The 22453-nt window shown below is 40.5% G+C and carries 20 protein-coding genes; 16 read left to right on the forward strand and 4 right to left on the reverse strand.

All coding sequences use genetic code 11. The features are described from left to right. Positions 1-16: 16 nt before the first annotated feature. The 11 genes from folD to spo0A all read left to right on the forward strand — a co-directional run bounded on the left by folD (position 17) and on the right by spo0A (position 12105). A complete protein-coding gene (folD, locus tag BMZ06_RS01000) occupies positions 17-871 on the forward strand; it encodes a bifunctional methylenetetrahydrofolate dehydrogenase/methenyltetrahydrofolate cyclohydrolase FolD (protein ID WP_089749242.1) in 855 nt (284 codons plus the stop codon). 12 nt (positions 872-883) lie between these two features. Beyond that, complete coding sequence (gene xseA / locus BMZ06_RS01005; RefSeq protein ID WP_089749244.1) at positions 884-2230, forward strand: exodeoxyribonuclease VII large subunit; 1347 nt, start codon at positions 884-886, stop codon at positions 2228-2230. Beyond that, positions 2227-2463: an exodeoxyribonuclease VII small subunit gene (locus BMZ06_RS01010; protein WP_089749246.1), complete on the forward strand. Its 237-nt coding sequence runs from the start codon at positions 2227-2229 to the stop codon at positions 2461-2463. The genes xseA and BMZ06_RS01010 overlap by 4 nt, the downstream gene beginning before the upstream one ends. After that, a complete protein-coding gene (locus tag BMZ06_RS01015) occupies positions 2460-3344 on the forward strand; it encodes a polyprenyl synthetase family protein (protein WP_089749248.1) in 885 nt (294 codons plus the stop codon). Before BMZ06_RS01010 ends, BMZ06_RS01015 begins: the two co-directional genes overlap by 4 nt. A gap of 699 nt (positions 3345-4043) precedes the next feature. Continuing rightward, positions 4044-4643 (forward strand): hypothetical protein, encoded by a 600-nt coding sequence (locus BMZ06_RS01020; RefSeq protein WP_089749250.1) that lies wholly within the window; start codon positions 4044-4046, stop codon positions 4641-4643. Positions 4644-4661: 18 nt separating this feature from the next. Beyond that, positions 4662-6554: a 1-deoxy-D-xylulose-5-phosphate synthase gene (gene dxs, locus BMZ06_RS01025; RefSeq protein WP_089749251.1), complete on the forward strand. Its 1893-nt coding sequence runs from the start codon at positions 4662-4664 to the stop codon at positions 6552-6554. A gap of 3 nt (positions 6555-6557) precedes the next feature. Then, entirely contained in the window at positions 6558-7370 is an 813-nt protein-coding gene (locus BMZ06_RS01030) for a TlyA family RNA methyltransferase (protein WP_089749253.1), read from the forward strand. A gap of 63 nt (positions 7371-7433) precedes the next feature. Next, positions 7434-7883, forward strand: a complete 450-nt coding sequence (gene ahrC, locus BMZ06_RS01035) for a transcriptional regulator AhrC/ArgR (RefSeq protein ID WP_014643702.1) — start codon at positions 7434-7436, stop codon at positions 7881-7883. Positions 7884-7900: 17 nt separating this feature from the next. After that, a complete protein-coding gene (gene recN / locus BMZ06_RS01040) occupies positions 7901-9628 on the forward strand; it encodes a DNA repair protein RecN (RefSeq protein WP_089749255.1) in 1728 nt (575 codons plus the stop codon). Between the two features lie 233 nt (positions 9629-9861). Next, positions 9862-11106, forward strand: a complete 1245-nt coding sequence (gene spoIVB, locus BMZ06_RS01045) for a SpoIVB peptidase (protein ID WP_089749256.1) — start codon at positions 9862-9864, stop codon at positions 11104-11106. Positions 11107-11325: 219 nt separating this feature from the next. After that, positions 11326-12105 (forward strand): sporulation transcription factor Spo0A, encoded by a 780-nt coding sequence (gene spo0A, locus BMZ06_RS01050; RefSeq protein ID WP_089749258.1) that lies wholly within the window; start codon positions 11326-11328, stop codon positions 12103-12105. A gap of 154 nt (positions 12106-12259) precedes the next feature. On the opposite strand, the gene BMZ06_RS01055 is transcribed toward spo0A, so the two are convergent. After that, positions 12260-12535: a hypothetical protein gene (locus BMZ06_RS01055; RefSeq protein WP_139205782.1), complete on the reverse strand. Its 276-nt coding sequence runs from the start codon at positions 12533-12535 to the stop codon at positions 12260-12262. 196 nt (positions 12536-12731) lie between these two features. Between BMZ06_RS01055 and BMZ06_RS01060 the strand changes: the two genes are divergently transcribed. Continuing rightward, entirely contained in the window at positions 12732-14081 is a 1350-nt protein-coding gene (locus tag BMZ06_RS01060) for an aspartate kinase (RefSeq protein ID WP_089749262.1), read from the forward strand. Positions 14082-14120: 39 nt separating this feature from the next. Here the strand turns inward: BMZ06_RS01060 and BMZ06_RS01065 are convergent, their stop codons facing one another. From BMZ06_RS01065 to BMZ06_RS01075, 3 genes are read right to left on the reverse strand one after another with little or no spacing between them, the layout of a single operon-like run. Then, complete coding sequence (locus BMZ06_RS01065) at positions 14121-14846, reverse strand: 3'-5' exonuclease (RefSeq protein WP_089749264.1); 726 nt, start codon at positions 14844-14846, stop codon at positions 14121-14123. Then, positions 14846-16753: a DUF294 nucleotidyltransferase-like domain-containing protein gene (locus tag BMZ06_RS01070; RefSeq protein ID WP_089749266.1), complete on the reverse strand. Its 1908-nt coding sequence runs from the start codon at positions 16751-16753 to the stop codon at positions 14846-14848. The genes BMZ06_RS01065 and BMZ06_RS01070 overlap by 1 nt, the downstream gene beginning before the upstream one ends. Positions 16754-16767: 14 nt before the next feature. Next, entirely contained in the window at positions 16768-17013 is a 246-nt protein-coding gene (locus BMZ06_RS01075) for a DUF2627 domain-containing protein (protein ID WP_089749268.1), read from the reverse strand. A 136-nt stretch (positions 17014-17149) separates the two neighbouring features. Between BMZ06_RS01075 and BMZ06_RS01080 the strand changes: the two genes are divergently transcribed. The 4 genes from BMZ06_RS01080 to buk all read left to right on the forward strand — a co-directional run bounded on the left by BMZ06_RS01080 (position 17150) and on the right by buk (position 22447). After that, positions 17150-19222, forward strand: a complete 2073-nt coding sequence (locus tag BMZ06_RS01080) for a sigma 54-interacting transcriptional regulator (RefSeq protein ID WP_089749436.1) — start codon at positions 17150-17152, stop codon at positions 19220-19222. A gap of 105 nt (positions 19223-19327) precedes the next feature. Continuing rightward, a complete protein-coding gene (gene yqiS / locus BMZ06_RS01085) occupies positions 19328-20230 on the forward strand; it encodes a phosphate butyryltransferase (RefSeq protein ID WP_089749270.1) in 903 nt (300 codons plus the stop codon). 12 nt (positions 20231-20242) lie between these two features. Beyond that, positions 20243-21337: a branched-chain amino acid dehydrogenase gene (bcd, locus tag BMZ06_RS01090; protein ID WP_089749272.1), complete on the forward strand. Its 1095-nt coding sequence runs from the start codon at positions 20243-20245 to the stop codon at positions 21335-21337. 24 nt (positions 21338-21361) lie between these two features. Then, positions 21362-22447 (forward strand): butyrate kinase, encoded by a 1086-nt coding sequence (gene buk / locus BMZ06_RS01095; protein ID WP_089749274.1) that lies wholly within the window; start codon positions 21362-21364, stop codon positions 22445-22447. Positions 22448-22453 lie beyond the last annotated feature (6 nt).

Raw genomic sequence — 22453 nt, forward strand, 5'->3', positions numbered from 1 at the left:
ATAAGGGGGAAGCGAGATGTCAGCTGAAGTAATTTATGGAAAACAGTTAGCAGAAGAACTCCGTGAAGAAATGAAAGAAGAAGTTAAAGGATTAAAGGAAACTGGAATTTATCCGAAATTAGTAGTAGTTATAATTGGAGAGGACCCGGCATCTATGTCTTATGTAAGAGGAAAACAGAGGGCCTCTGAAAAAGTGGGACTGGATTCTGAACTAATTGAACTGCCTGAAACGACATCTGAACAAGAATTGTTAGAACTAATCGAACGGCTTAACCAGGATCAAACGGTTCATGGAATACTAGTTCAACTGCCTCTTCCTGACCAAATTGCCGACCATAAAGTTATTGAAGCCATTGACCCTTCTAAAGATGTAGATGGCTTCCACCCTAGTAATGTTGGGAAGATGATGACAGGACAAGAGACCTTTTATCCTTGTACTCCCTACGGTATTTTAGTAATGCTTAAGCGTGCGGAGATTAGCTTGGAAGGTAAGCACGTCGTAATTATTGGCAGAAGTAATTTAGTTGGCAAGCCGGTAGGACAACTTCTGCTGAACGAGAATGCTACAGTAACTCATTGCCATTCCCGCACAAAAAATTTACAGGAGCATACAAGAAAAGCAGACATATTAATTGTGGCTGCCGGAAAACCAGGTTTAATTTCAGCTGAAGATATTAGCGAAGGTGCAGTCGTGATTGATGTGGGGGTAAACCGTGTAGAGGGGAAATTGACTGGGGATGTTCAGTTTGAGTCTGCTCGCCAGAAAGCTTCTTACATTACTCCCGTCCCTAAAGGTGTAGGACCTATGACCATTACTATGCTCCTGCTCAACACGATTAAAGCTGCAAAACGAATTCACAATAATCAGTAAGGGGACTTTTGTGTGAACGACCAATATCTTACGGTTACGGCACTTACTAAATACATTAAGCGTAAACTTTCGGGAGATCCACATTTAAAGACCGTCTGGCTCAGGGGAGAAATCTCAAATTTCAAACACCATAGCCGGGGACATATGTACTTATCATTAAAAGACAACGCTGCAAGAATTCAAGCTGTTATGTTTGCAGGGAACAATCGTGAACTTAAGTTTACCCCTGAGAATGGAATGAACGTTCTCGTAAAGGGTGAAATTAACGTTTACGAACCTATGGGACAGTATCAACTTTATATCAAAGAAATGCAGCCTGATGGAATTGGAGCGCTGTACTTAGCGTTTGAGCAATTAAAGGAGAAGCTTGAGCAGGAAGGTCTCTTTGCAGTTGAACGTAAAAAAAATATTCCTGCCTACCCAAACCACATTGGGGTTATTACCTCGCCTACAGGCGCAGCTATTAGAGATATATTATCGACCATTAAGCGCAGATATCCTGTGGTCCCCGTTTCAATCCTACCAGTCCTCGTTCAAGGGGAGAGAGCCGCCTCATCTGTAGCTAATGCCATTCAATATGCCAATCATAACCTTGATTGCGATGTTTTAATTGTTGGACGTGGAGGGGGATCGATTGAAGATTTATGGGGTTTCAATGAGGAAATTGTCGCTAGAGCTATTGCTGATTCTTCTATTCCTGTTATCTCAGCTGTAGGACATGAAACGGATACCACGATTAGTGATTTTGCAGCGGACCTTAGAGCGGCTACACCTACTGGGGCAGCAGAGCTTGCGGTCCCTTCCGTAGTAGAATTGCAGGAACATATCCGTTCATTGAAGCACCGCCTCATGCGTTTCATGGAATCCAGATCAGTGGAAGAAAGAAATAAACTGAATCGTTTACAAAAGTCTTATGCTTTTAAATATCCGGAACAGCTGCTTCGTCAAAAAGAACAGGATCTGGATCGTATGTTGGAAAGACATGCCATGCAGATGAAGCTCATCCATTCACAGCAGACTGAAAAATGGAAAAATATTCGAAATCGGTTAAAACAGCAGGGACCAGGTACACAAATTAACGAAACTAAGGACCGGTTGAATAAAGAGACCAGGCAATTACAGCTTCGCTTTCAAGAAACCTTAAATTCAAAAAAAGATCAGTTTCATAATCATCTTGATAAATTAACTTTGCTTAACCCGCTTGAGATCATGAAAAGAGGATACGCTATCCCTTTTAAAGAAGATGGAAATGTAGTTAAAGAAATCGGTCATGTAAAAGAAGGATCAAAGTTAGCTTTGAAAGTTCATGATGGAACCATTAATTGTGAAGTGTTGGACGTAGAGGAGGATGAAGAATGACCCAAAAAGAAGATCAGTTGAGTTTTGAGGAAGCAATGAAGCAGCTTGAAGATCTGGTGGAAAAATTGGAAACGGGAGAAGTGCCGCTAGAAAAAGCCATCCAGTATTACCAAGAAGGAATGAAGCTTTCTAAGATCTGCAGTGAAAAATTAGGAAGTGTAGAAAAACAGATGCAACAGATTCTGAACGAACACGGCGAATTTGAATCATTCTCTATTCAGGAAGAAGAATGACTGTGATTTTATCCGATTATCTGTTAGAGAAACGTCAGCTGATCAATGAGCAATTAAAACACTATGTAAGGGATTATACCGCACCTGGCCGTCTTCAGGACGCTATGCTTTACTCCATTGAAGCGGGGGGTAAAAGATTACGGCCTATACTATTAATAGCTACAGCGGAAGCGTTTGGTGCAAAAGTCGATAAGACTATGGCGGTAGCCTGTGGACTCGAAATGATCCACACCTATTCTCTAATTCACGATGATCTACCTGCGATGGACAATGATGATTTCCGGAGAGGTCTGCCAACAAGCCACCGCCGTTTTGATGAGGCAACAGCAATTCTTGCTGGAGATGCGCTCCTCACCTTAAGCTCTGAAATTATTGTGAATGATCAGGAGCTTAATGATCGGGAAAGGGTTTTTTTAATACAGGAATTATCAAGAGCGAGCGGTGCATCAGGCATGGTTGAAGGACAAATGCAGGACATGCTGAGCGAAGATAAGCAAATCCCACTCGAAGAGCTTGAAAACATACACAAGAAGAAAACTGGTAAGTTGTTAAATTTCTCCATTATTGCTGGTGCCTTTCTTGGAAATGCTTCAAATGAGAAATTCGATGAAATGAAGAAAATGGGAGAAGCCCTGGGGCTGATTTTCCAAATTCAGGACGATATTTTAGACGTGACTGGAGATGCTGAGAAAATTGGTAAACCTGTAGGAAGTGATGAGGGTAATAGGAAGAGTACTTACCCTCAATTGCTAGGTCTTGAGGGAGCTCAAGAACAAATGGAATCTTATGTGGAAACCGCTCAAGCTGCACTTAAAAACGCAGGTGTAAACCAGACGATTTTATCAGAGCTCATCCACTATTTAAGCAGTCGTGACCATTAAAAACGTTTTAGATTGAGCGCGGATTTAGAATATGATATATTATGGTTAGTGAGGAATGGTGCAGTATTCTAGTCGGCCCTCCGTTCCTGAAGGCGGGCCTAAAAATCCGCCAAAGGGCATATCGATGAAGTTCCTTGTGTTGGCTTGAGGCGCCCAGCCTTGGGTCGATGCTGGGAGTTAAGGTTGCAGGGCGATCCACAAAGGCATGTGGGCGTTGACCCTGCTTCCGCGGAGGCCCATCTCTGTAAGGATCCCTGAGCCAGGGATCTTTATGGAATGGGGTATGAACCTGCAGTATATGGAGTAATATCTATATGCGCAGCGTAGCCTGCCTTGAGTGGTTCTGAGGGGATTAAAGTTAATGAATGTCATTTTCTTCGGATGGCCACTGAAGATATGATGTGTAAGCTGTATGAAATCAGAACTGCAAAAGAGGCTAAGGAACGGTTAAAGGCTGTCGGGGAAATCCCCTAGGCTGTTCTATTTAGTACATGTAACAGGAATTATAGTGCGGACTAAGTGGCAATCTAGTCCAGCTTTCGGAAACGGAGCTGAGTTGAGCTTAAAGGGGAACCGCCAGAGTGGTGACACTCGGTGCTTGATTGGGAAAACCTACTAGACCTAAGCCGCAATTTTTACCTGTTACGTGACCATTCCTTTCGTACATATGAAGTCAATTAAAGGATATAGAGGTTGAGAATGGACAATAAATTAAAAAAATCCTTAAAATTTAGTTTAAGTATTGCCGTTATCACATTCGTGTTAGCGGCTATTTTTTCAGTTATATCATCCTCCGTGTTAAGCGGAGTTATGTGGATTATTGGACTTGTTATCGTTTTCATTATTGTGTTCACAGGTGTTATATTTGATATGTTAGGAATCGCAGCAACAGCTGCTCATGAGAAGCCCTTCCATGCGATGGCTTCAGAGAAAGTATCTGGAGCTAAAGAAGCCATTATTATTGTTAGGAACGCTGACAGGTTTGCTAGTTTTTGTAACGATGTTATTGGAGATATTTCTGGTATAGTTAGTGGGACGGCATCAGCAATTGTAGTATTGCAAGTGGCAAACGTATTAGGGTACAGCGATGGTTCGACGGTGCAGATTACAATTTCTGTGATTTTAACGAGTGTAGTAGCAGCGCTTACCGTTGGCGGAAAAGCATTAGGTAAATTCTTTGCCATTAATTCCTCAACTAAAATCATCTTCTTTGCCGCAAGAGTTATTGCTTGGCTGGAGTCCACTACAAAGATCAGGATTTTATCGAATGCATCGTCAACCAATAAAAAAACAAGATAATTACAAGGGGGTCCATTAATGGATCTGAGTAAAATTGATAATCCTTCACTCCTGAAAGAAATGAATACAAAACAACTAGAAGAACTGGCAGAGGAAATGAGACAGTTTTTAATTGGCAATCTTGCTGCTACCGGCGGTCATTTAGGTGCTAATTTAGGCGTGGTAGAGCTCACTCTTGCTCTGCATAAAGTTTATACCAGTCCGCAGGATCGTTTGCTGTGGGATGTAGGCCATCAGTCTTATATTCATAAAATCCTTACAGGACGTGGAAACCAATTCAGTACATTAAGAAAGTACAGAGGTTTATGTGGTTTTCCAAAAAGAATTGAAAGTGAACATGACATTTGGGAAACAGGGCATAGTTCTACCTCTTTATCCGCTGCTATGGGTATGGCGATCGCACGTGATTTAAAGAATGAGAGCCATTCCATTCTTCCGGTGATCGGAGATGGCGCATTAACAGGAGGTATGGCACTCGAAGCTCTGAACCATATTGGTCATGAGAAAAAGAGTGTAACCGTTATCCTAAATGACAATGAAATGTCCATAGCTAAAAATGTTGGAGCTCTTCATGGAGCATTAGGACGAATGAGAAGTGCCGGAAAGTACAACCGTGCTAAAGATGATCTAGAATGGCTTCTTAAGAAGATTCCTGCTGTAGGTGGAAGGATTGCTCAAGCCGCAGAGCGTTTAAAAGACAGTATGAAATATTTCGTGGTCCCGGGGATGTTCTTTGAGGAACTTGGCTTTACTTACTACGGGCCAGTAGATGGACATGATTTCGAAGATTTATTGGAAAACTTAAACTATGCGAAAAAAACCGAGGGTCCAGTTATTGTTCACGTTATGACTCAAAAAGGGAAGGGATATCACCCTGCTGAAAGTGATGTTAAAGATAAATGGCACGGAGTAGGACCTTATAAGATTGAGTCTGGAGAAAAGATTAAACCATCTTCCGCTCCTCCGGCATGGAGTTCTGTAATCAGCGAAACATTGCGCAGGGAAGCGCGTACCGATGACCGCATTGTTGCTGTGACTCCTGCTATGATTCTGGGATCTAAACTTGAAAAATTCGGTGAAGAATTTCCGGATCGCTTGTATGATGTAGGTATTGCAGAACAGCATGCTACTACGTTATCGGCAGGTTTGGCCACTCAGGGTATGAAACCCTTCCTGGCTATTTATTCAACCTTCCTGCAAAGAGGATATGATCAAGTTATTCATGATGTTGCCAGACAAAACCTTAATGTGATTTTTGGTATTGATCGCGCCGGACTTGTTGGAGCCGATGGTGAAACTCATCAGGGTGTGTTTGATATATCTTTCCTTCGCTCTGTACCCAATATGGTTATTTCCATGCCTAAAGACGAAAATGAAGCTCAGCACCTTGTGCATACGGCTGTAAAATATGATGATGGTCCTATTGCTATACGTTATCCTCGAGGCAATGCGGAAGGGGTGGATACCGATGAAGAACTCCATACCATTCCGATTGGAAGCTGGGAAATTCTTAAAGATGGAAAAGATGGAGTTATTCTTACGTTTGGAACCACCATTAAAATGGCTTTAGAAGCAAGTAAAAAGCTTGAAGAAGAAGGAATATCTATTTGTGTCGTGAATGCAAGGTTTATGAAACCATTGGATGATTCCATGCTTCATGATCTTATGAAAAAAGACATCCCTGTACTAACTGTTGAAGAAGCGGTTCTTCAAGGAGGCTTTGGATCCAGTGTCCTGGAATTTGCAGCTGAAGAAGGATACAGGTCTCAATGGATAAAACGCATGGGTGTACCGGACCGCTTTATAGAACATGGAAGTGTACCGGAGTTGTGGGAAGAGATTGGCTTAACAGAAGAAAAAATTATTGAAAATTTAAAAGAAATGATTCCAACTAAACAGCAGAGGGCTTAATTAATGGGAAGAAAAATTCGTTTAGATGTTTTGTTAGTGGAAAAAGGATATATTGAAACCAGAGAAAAAGCTAAGCGCACAATAATGGCTGGGCTGGTTTTCTCTGAACAAGAACGGTTGGATAAACCCGGAGTAAAAGTAGACGAGAATCTACCTATCACGGTTAAAGGAAAAGCTATTCCTTATGTGAGCAGAGGCGGACTTAAACTTGAAAAAGCTCTAAAAGAATTTGATATTCAGGTAAAGGATAAAATAATGATCGACATTGGGTCATCTACGGGTGGTTTCACTGACTGTGGTCTAAAAAACGGGGTCAATATGAGTTATGCCGTAGATGTTGGGTATAACCAGCTGGACTGGGGGTTGAGAAATCACCCTCAAGTCGTAGTGATGGAACGGACAAATTTTCGCTATGTAACGCTGGAAGATTTAGCTTATGGACCGCCTGAATTTGCGTCTATCGATGTATCGTTTATTTCTCTGCGTATTATCCTTCCTGTGCTTGCCAAGCTTTTAACCCGTGGTGGAGATGTAGCCGCACTCATTAAACCCCAATTTGAAGCAGGGCGGGAACAGGTAGGTAAAAAAGGGATTGTAAGAGATGCGAAGATTCATACGGATGTTATTCATAACATTCTTGGATTCGCTAAACAGCATGGGTTTTCTTCAAAAGGATTAACCTTTTCTCCTATAACAGGAGGAGATGGAAATATAGAATTCTTAGTACACCTTTGTCTGGATGGGGCCAAAATGGAACTAAACCAGGCTGAGGTGGATGATGTGGTTAAAAGAGCACATGAAGCGCACAATGGATAAACAGGTTGGAAGGGCTTTTAACAGCCCTTTTACTTTGGATGGTTTTTGAAACGGAGGATTACCATGAACAAGGGACAGCGTCACATAAAGATACGAGAGTTGATTACCAATGATGATATTGAGACACAAGATGAACTGGTGGATCGTTTAAAGGGTATGGGATATAACGTAACACAGGCAACAGTTTCTCGAGATATTAAGGAACTCCACCTTGTGAAAGTACCTATGATGGATGGCCGTTATAAATATAGCCTCCCGGCGGATCAACGTTTTAATCCGTTTGAAAAGCTTAAGCGATTAATGATGGATGCTTTTGTGAGTATCGATCGAGCTGGCCACTTTATCATTTTAAAAACCCTTCCTGGTAATGCCAATGCTGTAGGAGCACTTGTAGATAATTTAGAGTGGGAAGAAATAATGGGTACAATTTGCGGGGATGATACATGTTTGATCATCTGCCGAAGTGAGCACCAAACTGAAACTATAAGTGAACAATTGCTAAATATGCTATAACTGAGGTGGAGCGTTTCATGCTAACTGAATTATCAATTCGTGACTTTGCAATCATCGATCATATTTCAATCACTTTTAAGGAAGGTTTGACAGTATTAACAGGTGAAACAGGAGCGGGTAAGTCGATTATCATTGATGCCATACAATTGTTATCCGGTGGAAGAGGCTCTGTGGAGTTTGTACGTCATGGAGCAAAAAAAGCCGAAATTGAAGGTTTATTTACCGTGGAACCGGATCATCCTATTCATAGCAAGACGGAACAATTCGGTGTAGATATTAGTGAAGATGGAATGATCGTGCTTAATCGGGCAATTACCCATCAAGGAAAAAGTATTTGCCGGGTTAACGGTAAATTAGTAACTCTTGGTATACTAAAAGAGTTTGGCCGGACTCTGATTGATATCCATAGTCAACATGAGACGCAATCGCTAATGGATCCGGAGAGACACATTGAACTTCTGGATTTATTCGCATCCTCAGAATTGAAGTCTTCTATGCAGGAGTACCGCCGTGTTTATGAGAAATATCGTACGTTGGTGAATCGATATAAAGAACTAAGTGAAAATGAACAAGAAATGGCTCAGCGACTTGATCTTTTAGAGTTTCAGCTTCGTGAACTTCAAGAAGCGGAACTTCAACCGAAAGAAGATGAGGAATTGAGCGAAGAACGAACTAAATTAAATAATTATGAAAAGATTTATCAAGGTATCCATGATGCTTACTACTCCTTGTATGGAGAGCAAAAAGGTCTAGATTGGTTAAGTCATGCAATGACTTCTTTGGAAAGCACAGGTGATTTTGATGACAGTCTGGCTAAAATGTCAGAAGAGCTTTCCAATTCGTATTACTTAATCGAGGAATTGACCTTTCAATTAAGTTCACAAATGGAGAACCTCGAGTTTGACCCTGAACGGTTAAATCAAATTGAATCCAGATTGAACGAATTGAATCGATTAAAGAAGAAGTATGGTGCAGACGTCGAGGAGATGCTGGAATATGCATCCAGAATAGAGGAAGAAATAGACGAGATTAAAAATAAAGATTCACGACTTGCCAATATGGAAAGTCAAATTGATGAACTTGGGCAGGACGCTGTATTAGAAGCAAAAGATCTGCATGATATTCGGAAGCATGTTTCAGAATTGTTAGCTGGTTATATTCATGAAGAGCTAAAGGACTTATATTTAGAAAAAGCTGCTTTCGATGTTGATATTTCTATAAAAGAAGGAAAACCATCTGATCCTGTCCTGGATGGTAAACCTGTCCGTTTGCAATCTAATGGTTTTGATCAAGTTAAATTTTTAATTACAACCAATCCAGGTGAACCTCTAAGAGAAATACATAAAGTAGCTTCCGGAGGGGAAATGTCTAGAATTATGCTTGCTCTCAAACGTATATTCTCAAGACATCAAGGAGTAACAAGCGTCATTTTTGATGAAGTAGATACAGGAGTAAGCGGCCGCGTGGCTCAAGCTATAGCTGAAAAAATCTATGGAATATCAGAAGGCTCTCAGGTTCTTTGTATTTCTCATTTACCTCAAGTGGCTGCGATGGCAGATACTCACGTAAGAATTGAAAAACGAGTAGATAATGACCGTACTTATACAGGGGTCTCGGAATTGTCTCATCAGGAAAAAGCTGATGAGTTATCTCGCATGATTACAGGAGCTGAATTGACGGAGACAACTCTCGAGCATGCAAGAGAATTGTTAGAGATGGCACATAAACATAAATTAAATAAATGATATGAACGTATATTGGGGAAATTAAAACGTATGGATCGATCCATACGTTTTTTTTAATTATCACAAGAATAGGATTAGCTTGATGTTTTAATTTATACCATGGTGAATGTTTCATGACAAGGGAATCGGTACTATATTTACTCAGTTTATACTGGTTTAAAAAGTGGGCTCGAAGACCACATTATAAGTAAGCCAAGAAAGTTGGTACTGGAGTAATAAGGAGTGTTGAACCCTTGAATCATAAGTTGACAAGTAAACATATATGTGGTTCTGTTCTCCTGCTGTTGATGCTAATATTACCTTTATTCAACCCCCTTCAGAAATATCTAGCTATTCCAACAGAAGTAAAAGTGAGTACTTCTGCTGAAATAGAGGCAGCACCGGTTTCAAGTCATCCTAATGAAGCCTGGACAGCATTTTCATCTACAAATGATAACCAGGTTTTTCATGAATTTGCCGGCGTGCCCTTGAAGAAAACGGACATTAAAAAAATGAAGGATATCCGATTAATCCCTGGCGGACAATCGGTAGGCGTAGAATTACACACAAAAGGAGTCCTGGTTGTAGGACACCATCTTGTAACGGGAGAAGCGGATGAGAAAACATCTCCAGGGGAAGACGCCCGTGTTCAAGTCGGGGATATTTTGTTAAAAGGAAATGGTGAGGAACTCAATAGTATGGAGGATCTATCCTCCCTGGTAAAAGATGCTGGGAAAGATGGAAAAGCCATAAAATTTACGTTAAAAAGAAATAAAGAGATCATGACAACTACATTAAATCCTTCGTTTAACAAACAGGAAAAAGAATATCAGATTGGGCTATATATCCGTGATTCTGCAGCTGGAATTGGAACTATGACGTTTTACCATCCAGATAGTAAAAAGTATGGAGCTTTAGGCCATGTCATTTCGGATATGGATACGAAAAAGCCTATCGAAATTCATGAAGGAACCATCGTACGCTCACACGTTACTTCTATTGAAAAAGGAAGTCAGGGCGTTCCTGGTGAAAAGCGAGCTGAATTTTCCTTAAAGGATGACCGTTTAGGTACGATCACAAAGAATACTCCTTTCGGCATCTTTGGAGAATTAGATGGCTCAATGGATAATAAATCCTATCCAAATGGTCTTCCTGTTGGATATGCTGAGCAGGTAGAAGAAGGACCTGCAAAGATTCTTACGGTGTTGAATGGAGACAAAATGCAGACGTTTGATGTAGAAATTGTCAGCAATATGCCAAAGAAAAACCCTGTAACCAAAGGTATGATTGTAAAAATTACCGACCCTAAACTGTTGGATAAAACGGGTGGAATTGTACAGGGGATGAGTGGAAGTCCTATTATTCAAAATGGAAAAATTATTGGTGCAGTTACTCATGTGTTCGTTAATGACCCTACTAGTGGATATGGAGTTCATATTGAGTGGATGCTTCAAGAAGCCGGTATTGAAATATATGAAAAACAACAAAAAGCAAGTTAAAAAAGGTGCTCCTCGTGAGCCCCTTTTTTAATCGACAAAATACGACATTAAAGACTCGGATATGTCGAATAACTGCGATTTTATGAGTATTTTTAAGCATTTTGAAGATATCATCCAATTTTGAATATTATTTGTTATAATGAAAAGGGATAGATTTCCTCTATGTCGAATATATGTATTCAAGCAAAAAGAGGGATAATTTTGTAAGGAGGAAGGTAAATGGATAAAATTAAAGTATGTTTAGCGGATGATAATAGGGAGTTAGTCAAACTTCTTCAGGAATATTTTGAAGATACAAATGATATTAATGTAATCGATGCCAGCTATAATGGTAAAGATTGTCTGCAAATGGTAGAAGAAAAGAAGCCTGACGTATTAATCCTGGATATTATTATGCCTCACTTAGATGGACTGGCTGTACTTGGAAAGCTGAAAGAATTAGATAAACAGCCAGAAGTCATTATGCTAACGGCTTTTGGTCAGGAAGAAGTTACTAAAAAAGCTGTAGAACTGGGTGCTGCTTATTTTATGATGAAACCTTTTGACCTGGATCATCTTGCGGAACAGGTTAGACAAATCAAGCATGCGGGCGATCCAATTAACCGTGCTCTTGGCAGCAGTTATACCTCAACCAAGTCTAAAAAGCCGGATCTTGATACAAGTATTACTCACATTATTCATGAAGTTGGCGTCCCAGCTCATATCAAAGGCTATCAATATTTAAGGGAAGCTATTACGATGGTTTATCGTGACCTTGAACTCCTTGGATCCATTACAAAAGTCCTCTATCCCGACATTGCTACTAAATACAATACTACAGCTTCAAGAGTTGAGCGTGCCATTCGTCATGCGATTGAAGTTGCGTGGAATCGTGGAAATATCGATGCTATATCTTCTTTATTCGGCTACACCATCTCGAATACAAAGGCCAAGCCGACAAACAGTGAATTCATTGCGATGGTTGCTGATCGTCTACGTTTAGAGCATAAGGCTTCGTAACGATTAACATATATAAAGTCTTAAACTAAATTATGACTTCTTGAACCTTCTATTATCGGGTGAATATCGCCCATCCGATAATAGAAGGTTTTTTATTTATTTTTAATCCGTTACATCTAGGTAGGTTTTAGAAATAGATCGATATTTATTTTATTCAGGACATAAGCTTATGTATATCATGAGCAAGGATAGGATTATCGTAAACCCCTTGATCTATGGCATTTAGATAGGGGATCAAGGAGAGATGAGCTTTATCGTCCAGCAAATGAACCCCATGTCTTTTTATTAGTCGATAACTGAAGGGCAGCTCTAAATATTGAAGGATTACATAGCGGTGCCCCGTTTCAACAAATGTACATAATATTTCAATTTCACCGTCTTCAGGATAAAATCTTGATCCACCAAAACCATCCCTTCTATATACCATCAAATTCTGACCTCCTTCTCCAAAAAGTAACAAATATAAACCTGCACTTATTATACATCATTTTCTATGGGATTTGCTTCCATTTTAAAATATAAAATGGTAACTTATGTTTTTAAACCATTTCGGTTCATTTTCTTGACGGATTTGTGATACAATTCTTAATTATTAGTAACTTTGTGGATTGATGGGGTGTTTACATATGAAAGTAGTAAAATTTGGTGGAAGTTCTGTATCTAATGCGGAACAAATAAAAAAAATTACAGACATTATAGAAGCAGATCATGAAAGAAGTGTCATTGTGGTCTCTGCTCCAGGTAAAAGATTTTCTGGAGACGAGAAAGTAACTGATCTTCTCATTAAACTTGGAGATTCTATACATGGCTCTTCTTTCGACAGAAGCGTTTATGATCAAGTGCTAAATCGGTTTCGAAGTAATGTTAACGAACTCGGACTGCGTGAAGAAGTTTTTACGGCGGTCCAATCTAAGATTGATGAAGCCATGGATTTAATCAAAGAAGGTGTGCCCTATGGGATGGACGCTTTAAAATCTTGTGGAGAAGATGGCTCCGCGTTAGTAATAAGTGCCTATTTAACGTCCAGACACCAAAAAGCATCTTATGTCAATCCCAGGGATGCAGGGATAATCGTTCGAAATCAATTAGGAGGCGCTTTAGTCCATGAAGAAAGTTTTGAGAGGCTTTATCAATTAAGAGAACGTGATGGAATCTTGGTCATTCCAGGGTTTTTTGGTTTTACTCCCAATGGTCAGCTTGTTACCTTTTCCCGCGGGGGCTCAGATATAACAGGGGCCATTGTAGCTGCCGGAGTAAAAGCTGATCTTTATGAGAATTTTACAGATGTAGACTCTGTTTATTGTGTGAATCCAAACATTGTAGACCAGCCAAAACAGTTGACCTCCCTTACTTATAGGGAAATGCGTGAATTGTCTTATGCTGGGTTCTCGGTATTTCATGACGAAGCACTCATTCCTGCATTCAGAGAAAAGATACCAGTTTGCATAAAGAATACGAACAATCCTGAAGCTCCAGGAACTATGATTGTAGCTGAACAGCCGGATCGGGAAGGTCATGTAGTTGGGATAGCAAGTGATCATGGCTTCCTGAATATATATGTAAGTAAATTTCTTATGAATAGAGAGATTGGATTCGGACGCCGCTTGCTCCAGATATTAGAAGATGAAGAAGTTTCATTTGAGCATGCCCCTTCCGGCATAGACGATATGTCTGTGATCCTCAGGGATTACCAGCTTCCTCAAGAGAAGGAAGAAGTGGTGGTTAAGCGGATCAAAGACGAATTGGATGTTGATATGGTTCTTATTGAGAGAGATATGGCCATGATTATGATAGTTGGGGAAGGTATGAATCAGGCTGTAGGATTAGCCAGTCAGGCTGCCACGGCATTTAAGGATGCCGGGGTTAATATAGAGATGATTAACCAGGGTTCCTCCGAAGTTTCCATGATGTTTGGTGTTAAATCTGAGTCGCTGACAGCCGCTGTGCAAGCTCTCTATAAGAATTTTTTTGAATAAATAATAAAACGAAGCTGCTTTTGAAGCAGCTTCGTTTTATTATTTATTGTACAATTGGTTCTGTAATTCTTCGGCTGTATTTATTCCCTCATTCATTGTTAAACGCATAAGGTGACTGAATAATTCAGAGGTCATAATGGCATCGTTTAAGGCATGATGACGCTCACGCTTTTCGATTCCGAGGTGTTTGAGCAGCGGATCGAGCTGATGTTTGATGTCAGGGAATAACCATTGCGCCATTAAATGGGAATCAAGAACCTGTGGATGATAAGCTGGCAGCTTCCATCTTTTTAACATTGCCTGCAGGAACCTCATATCAAATTTCGCAGGGTGTGCAACCAAAATGGACCCTTCACTAAAATCCAGGAAATTTTGGAAGCCCTCTATAAAAGGACTTGAATTTTTAAGGCGTTCTTTCGTGAGTCCAGTTAACCTCAAAGTATGCTTATTTACAGGTCTGATAGGACGGATCACCTGGTGAAGCTTCGTGCGGTAACACGAATCAAGGCCATGAATCCTTACAGCACCAATAGAAATGATTTCGTGACCGATCTCAGGAAGAAAACCAGTGGTCTCGAGATCGAATATAGTATAATCTACTTCATTAAGATTTTTTTTCGCAATTTCGAAATCGGGTTCGTACGTTTGCAGCTGATGTTGAAGATTTTCATAACTCTTCCACTTTAAATAAGGTTTAATTTTATAATAGTAAATCGGTTTTTCAAAAAGAATATATTTTAATATCTGTAGGTCCACGGGCAGCATTACATCACCCTATTCCGGTTGTAACTCAATTCAAGTACCTGCTGAAGTCGCTTCGCAATAATCAATGCTTCCCGCAGAGAGCGACGCTCCTCTTTGTTCATTTGCGTAAGTTTTAGATCATTGGACAAAACTTCTTTATTTTCAAGCTGCTTCAGATTTTCTTTTAGACGAAACAGCATTAAACGGTGCAGAGCTGTTTTAGCATTTTCGACATCTCTAGGGTGGAAGCGCTCATGTTCAGCTAATGCGTTCAGACGGCTTACGGTATTAATATTTTCAATGCCGTATTTCATGCTATAGATTCTTACTGCATTAACAATCTGCATAATAGCTGACTTCTTTAAATTAAGAGTCCTCTTTTTCCCTACACCTGAGATACGTCCAAACGGCTGGACAGGGACCCGGAATCTAAGCGTGTCTTTCATTAAAAGCTGATGAAGGCTTAGTGATTTCTGAACTCTTCTAGTAACATACTTCTTTAATTCGTAAGCCAGCGAATAATCCCCAAATATAGGCCGGAAATCCATGAAAATTGTAAAGTCACGAATTTCTTCTGCATCCATTTTTTCTATCCAAGTGTCTACACTTGTATGCCATTCTGTCATTTGTTTACGCCATTTTTCTTCTTTTGCCATAATTCCACCATTACAATAAGGGAATCCGCATTCATTTAACATATAATTAATTTTGGTAGTAAAACGCTCAAAGTAAGCTTTGATTCTTGTTTTATGCTTAGAATGATTATAATCAGCTAAAATCATTCCATTGTCCTGATCAGTGGAAAATGCCTGCTCTTTCCGTCCTTCACTTCCCATGACCAAAAAGCAGTAGTTGATGGGAGGGGCGCCATGACCTTCCGCAATCATTTCATCTTCAGCAATTTGTACAACCTGTTTATGAATACGATCATTATAGTTGGTCATAAGCTCAGCGATATCATAGGCGAACATATTATCCTCAATAAGGCTGGCGATGAATTTTTGGAATCTTTGGTTATAAGTTGGAGAAAGTTCAATGATTTCCTGAATCGTTAATGCATTCGAAATTCGATAAGTAAGATCAAAATACACCGAGTTCTTGATAGTAAAGAAAGATGATTGACGAAGGATTCCTACGATCTTATCTTTATGAAGAACTGGAATAATTTCAGTTGGGTGATGTTTCAGGTAACTAAGCGCATCATAAATGAACTCTTGTTCATTGATTTCGTATGCTTCCTGAGTCATATAGGCCTTCACAGGATTATTGTGGTCGTTTTCGAAATAGGCGCGAAGAATTTCTCCATACCCTATCATACCTAGCATCGTTTTTTGATCATCACTTACAATTAAAGCTTCTATTTTTTGTTGTTGTAACATTCGCGCGGCCTTTTCAATGGAAGATTCAGGGTGTATAAATGTTGGTGGCTCCATATAGGCGTCTGCACGCTTTTTATAGAGATCGCGGTCATCCTGATCATCCGTTGTGGAACTCTTGTATTTAACTTCATCATAGAGACTCTTCATTAAATTACTGATTCCATCCATGACGACTTTTGAAAATTGTGTATTATTAGACATCACTTTCAAAAAGGATTCTCGCTCAAAACAGAGGGTTTTCACAGGTTCCAGTGCCTGTACAGAAAATCTCATTTCACCGCTGGTTAAGAGAATCATGACCCCTATTAAATCTCCGGGATAATAAAAGCGGACAGATAATTGCTTTCCATTTGAACGATGCATAATATTATTCGCGAGACCGGAGGTGAGGAAATGGATGTCAATCGTATTATCTGATTGGTCTTCATGAATAATAAATTCATTCGTGCTGTACTCTTTCACTACCGCACTTCCGAACACCTCTTCGAATTCCTCTTCTGCTAGCAAATCAAAAGGGTATTGATTCTTAAATAACTCAAACTCTGTCACAGAGCAAAACTCCTTCATTTCGAACTACGATTTTGGTCAAAGCGTCCTCTAGTCAGGTTTCTTTTCCTGTCACGGTGAAGAATGAATCCACCAATAAAAGCAAGTCCTCCCAAGAAAAAAAGCAAGCCGGCAGCTCCTTGTAAAGCTATGTGAAAAAATATAGGGTGAAATTCACCGAATAATGCATCACGCATTAATTTTATGCCATAAACCGCAATGATTCCGGGAGTAGCTAATAACAATAAAGCAATTATGCGCATAATTAGTATCTCCTTTTCTAACAATCATTATCTAGTATATCAAATGCAGAATGATGTGGGAATACAATCCCACTTGCTAAAAAGTGCATAATAAGGTAGGATGAAGATGCGCAAATTATTGCAGGGTGTGATGATGATGAAACGTGTATTGATTGTCGGAGCAGGCAAAGGTGGAACAGCCCTGTTAAAACTGCTAAATGAAACAGATAGAATGAGAATTGTAGCGGTTACAGATATTAACAAGAATGCTTCAGGGCTTGAGTTAGCAGAGGCCCTTAACATACCAACAGGTGCTCACTGGCAGGAGTTTATACATAAAGATATAGATATAGTAATTGAAGCTACAGGAGACGACGGGGTTTTTGAAGAGATTAGAGCCCGTAGAAATAAGAAAACGGTCGTTATTCCAGGATCCGTAGCTTATATTACTTCGGAGCTTCTCGAAGAAAAAGAAGCACTTGTCCAGGAATTGAAACGCCAGACTGAGAATCAGCATCTTATATTAAACAGCATTCACGATGGTATGATCGTAATTACGCCTGATGCCAAAGTCTCTTTTGTAAACCGAAGTGCGGAACAGATCTTAGGAATGGGTAAAAAATCGATTATTGGCAGGTCCGTCCAGGGAGTAATTCCGGATTCAAGGCTTCCCCAGCTATTGAAATCCAGGGAAAAAGAAGTGAACCAGAAACTGAGCCTTGAAAATGGGAAAAAAGTTATTACGACAAGGATTCCAATGATAGGCACTGACGGTAAAGTTATAGGTGCGTATGCCGTTTTTCAGGACATTACAGAAGTAGTAGATCTGGCAGAAGAAATTACCGATTTAAAAGAAGTAAAAACTATGCTTGAAGCTATCATTCAATCTTCTGATGAAGCTATATCGGTCGTGGATGAAAATGGAAGCGGTTTAATGGTTAATCCTGCTTATTCTAGAATTACAGGGTTATCAGAAGATGAAATTGTAGGTAAGCCTGCCACAGTGGACATATATGAAGGGGAAAGTATGCATATGAAGGTCCTGAAAACCCGGCGTCCAGTTCGGGGAGTGAGGATGAAAGTGGGTCCTCACAAAAAGGATGTATTAGTAAACGTAGCCCCAGTCATCGTAGATGGAAAATTAAAAGGCAGTGTCGGAGTTCTACATGATGTGACAGAAATCAAGTCTTTAACCAGCGAACTTAGAAGAGCGCGTCAGATTATTCGGAGTCTTGAAGCAAAGTACACTTTTGATGACATTATTGGTAATTCTTCAGAGATGACGCTTGCTTTGGAACAAGCAAAAGTAGGAGCCAGGACTCCGGCCACCGTTTTGCTTAGAGGGGAATCTGGGACTGGTAAAGAACTTTTTGCCCATGCCATTCATAATGAGAGTGAGCGGCGCCATAATAAGTTTATCCGTGTAAATTGCGCTTCTATAGCTGAAAGCTTATTAGAGAGTGAACTGTTTGGTTATGAAGATGGAGCTTTTTCCGGTGCTAAGCGCGGCGGGAAGAGAGGGCTGTTTGAAGAAGCCAACTCTGGCAGCATTTTTTTAGATGAAATCGGTGAATTAACCCTTCCAATGCAGGCAAAGCTGCTTCGGGTTCTACAAGAGAAAGAAATTCTAAGAGTAGGGGGCACTAAGCCTGTACACATAGATGTACGCGTGATTGCTGCTACGAATATGAATTTGGAAAAAGCGATTATGAATAAATCTTTTCGTGAAGATCTTTATTACCGCTTAAACCGTCTTCCGATTTATATACCTCCTTTAAGAGAAAGGATAGAAGATTTAAAACTACTGGCTGAGCACCTAATTCAAAAACTGAATGAAGATTATGGCCGGCATGTTACTTCTATAGATGAGCAAGCTTTCCAGAAATTAACGGCCTACCATTGGCCTGGGAATGTAAGGGAGCTTGAAAATATCATTGGGCGTGCCATGATTTATATGGATCATTTAGAAGAGGTCATACTTCCTAAGCATATACCGAACCTTACGAAAGAAATTTCAACAACTCCGGGTGCGAATATACCAGGAAATCAATGGCTTGGAGAGACATTGCAGCAAGCTGTTGATGAATATGAAAAAAGACTCTTAGCCGACGCTTTCCGGGCCCATGATTTCAATAAGACGCAGACCGCTAAAGCCCTTGGCATATCCATTCGAAACTTTTATTATAAATTGGATAAATATAATTTAGATAAACATAGCATGCAAAAATGATCATGAATTGCAACAATTTGCACGGTAGTGAGTTTCGCAACAGGCGGATGCCGTGTGCATTGAGTTGGCACGAATCTTGCATTATTTATAAGAAGAGGTGACAGAATGAAAACCTTAGATCAAATGGTGAGCCAGGTTAATCGTGCGGAATTGAAAACCGTTGCAGTAGCGCAGGCCGAAGATGAAGAAGTCTTGAGAGCGGTTAAGAAAACACGAGAACTGGGAATTGGCAGGTTTCTTCTTACTGGTGATAAACTAGCTATTACGGAACTTGCAGAAAAGATGAATATAGATTTGAAAGATGAAGGGATAACCCTTCTGGATTGCACACGTGAAAAGGCTGCACATGAAGCCGTAAAGGCCGTTCATAATCAAGAAGCTCACGTTGTAATGAAAGGAAATGTTGACACTAAAACACTGCTTAAAGCGGTATTAGATAAAGAATACGGCCTTAGAGCTGGCGGGGTCTTATCCCATGTTGCCCTCTTTGAAGTACCAGGGCAAGACAAATTAATATTCTTAACTGATGCGGCTATGAACATTGCCCCAACTCTGGAAGAGAAGGTTCAGATCATAAATAATGCCGTAGAAGTAGCGAGTTTAGCAGGTTGGAACTTACCGAAGGTTGCTGTACTTGCTGCTGTAGAAGTAGTTAATCCGGCTATGCCAGCTACTGAGGACGCTGCAATATTAACTCAAATGAACCGGCGGGGACAGATTAGTGATTGTCTCGTGGATGGACCGCTTGCTTTTGATAATGCAGTTGATAAGCGAGCGGCTGAACATAAAGGGGTACAGTCAGAAGTGGCGGGACAAGCGGATATTCTAATGGTGCCAACTATAGAAGTGGCCAATGCCTTATACAAGTCGTTTATGTATTTCGCTGGTGCCAAAGTCGCTGCTGTAATAAGTGGAGCAAAAGCACCCATTGTATTAACTTCACGAGCTGATTCAGCAGAAAGTAAGGTTTATTCACTAGCACTCGCATTACAGGCTAGCAAACAATAGGAGGAATTGAAAATGCAAATTTTTAAATACATGAAAGAATACGATTACGAACAACTATTATTTTGTCAGGATGAACAATCTGGTTTGAAAGCTATTATTGCCATCCATGATACTACTTTAGGGCCGGCACTTGGCGGAACGCGCATGTGGACCTATGCCTCTGAAGAAGATGCAATTGAGGATGCTCTCCGTTTAGCTAAAGGGATGACTTATAAAAATGCAGCTGCTGGATTGAATCTTGGTGGAGGAAAAACGGTAATCATAGGAGACCCCAAGACAGAGAAAAACGAAGAAATGTTCCGGGCCTTCGGCCGCTTTATTCAAGGTTTAAATGGGCGGTACATTACGGCTGAAGACGTAGGGACAACCGTTCAGGATATGGATTTAATTCATGAAGAAACTGATTACGTAACAGGAATATCTCCAGCATTTGGCTCCTCAGGAAACCCATCTCCAGTGACAGCTTATGGTGTTTATAGAGGGATGAAAGCAGCTGCAAAAGAAGGCTTTGGCAGCGATTCTCTAGAAGGGAAAACGGTAGCTGTACAAGGGGTAGGGAACGTCGCTTTCACCCTTTGCCGCCACTTGCATGAAGAAGGAGCGCATTTGATTGTCACCGATATTAACAAAGAAGCTGTTCAACGTGCTGTAGATGAATTCGGGGCTGAAGCAGTAGAGACTGAAGATATATATAGCGTAGACTGTGATATATATGCTCCTTGTGCTTTAGGCGCAACCATTAATGACGAAACCATCCCTCAGTTAAAAGCGAAAGTCATTGCGGGAGCAGCTAATAATCAGTTAAAAGATACTACCCATGGTGACCTTCTCCACGAGAAAGGTGTAGTGTATACCCCGGATTACGTTATCAATGCAGGCGGAGTGATTAACGTAGCTGATGAACTCCACGGTTACAATAAAGAGCGAGCTATGAAGAGGGTAGAAACTATTTATGACAATGTCTCACGTGTATTTGAAATCTCCCGTCGTGATAATATACCTACTTATAAAGCAGCCGACCGCATGGCAGAGGAACGCATTGAACGTCTTCGTCGCTCTCGGAGCCAGTTTCTTCAAAACGGCCACCACATTTTAAGCAGGAAATAAGTACGGGTACGGAGGTCGAAGACATTGCAAAATCATCGCATATTAGTAATTAATCCTGGCTCTACATCAACAAAGATCGGAGTCTTTGACGATGAAGATGCTATTTTTGAAAAGACAATCAGGCATCAGCCGGAAGAAATCAATCAATTTAATAAAATTATTGACCAGTACGAATTCAGGAAACAGGTCATTCTCAATGAACTGGATCAAGAAGGAATTAATATCAGCAAGTTGAGTGCTGTGTGTGGAAGAGGCGGTCTGCTTCGTCCTATTGAAGGAGGAACGTACGAAGTCAATGATGCTATGCTTGAAGACTTGAAAAACGGCTACAATGGTGAACACGCCTCTAATCTGGGCGGAATTATAGCTAATGAAATAGCGAAAGGATTAAATATTGGTGCATACATTGTTGATCCTGTTGTAGTGGATGAGCTTCAGGATATAGCCCGTGTTTCCGGGGTCCCTGAAATTCCTCGTAAAAGCATTTTTCACGCTTTGAACCAGAAAGCAGTGGCCAGGCGTGCTGCAAGAGATTTGGAAACTCCCTATAAAGATGTCCGCTTAATCGTCACTCATATGGGAGGCGGCATTACTGTTGGCGCCCATGCCAACGGCCGTGTTATTGACGTTAACAATGGTTTGCATGGAGATGGGCCTTTTTCGCCGGAGAGGGCTGGAACCGTTCCTGCAGGGGATCTTGTATCTCTCTGTTTTTCAGGGCAATACTACAGAGATGAAGTCATGAAAAAATTGGTGGGACAAGGTGGGTTAATGGCCTACTTAGATACAAACGATGCTAGAGAAGTAGAAAAGATGGTCCAGCACGGTGATCGCAAAGCGAAACTGGTTTATGAAGCCATGGCTTACCAGATCGCCAAAGAAATAGGCAGTATGAGTGCGGCACTTGAAGGGAAAGTAGATGCGATCGCGCTCACCGGAGGGCTTGCCTATGGCAAAACTTTTGTGGAAGAAATATCAAAACGAATCCACTGGATTGCTGATGTACTTGTCTATCCAGGTGAGAATGAATTAGAGGCTTTAAACGAAGGTACTTTACGAATACTGAATCATGAAGAAGTTCCAAAGCAGTATCCTAATTTTATAGAATAGGAAGGA

The sequence above is a fragment of the Halobacillus alkaliphilus genome (assembly GCF_900113125.1).
Classification (GTDB): domain Bacteria; phylum Bacillota; class Bacilli; order Bacillales; family Halobacillaceae; genus Halobacillus; species Halobacillus alkaliphilus.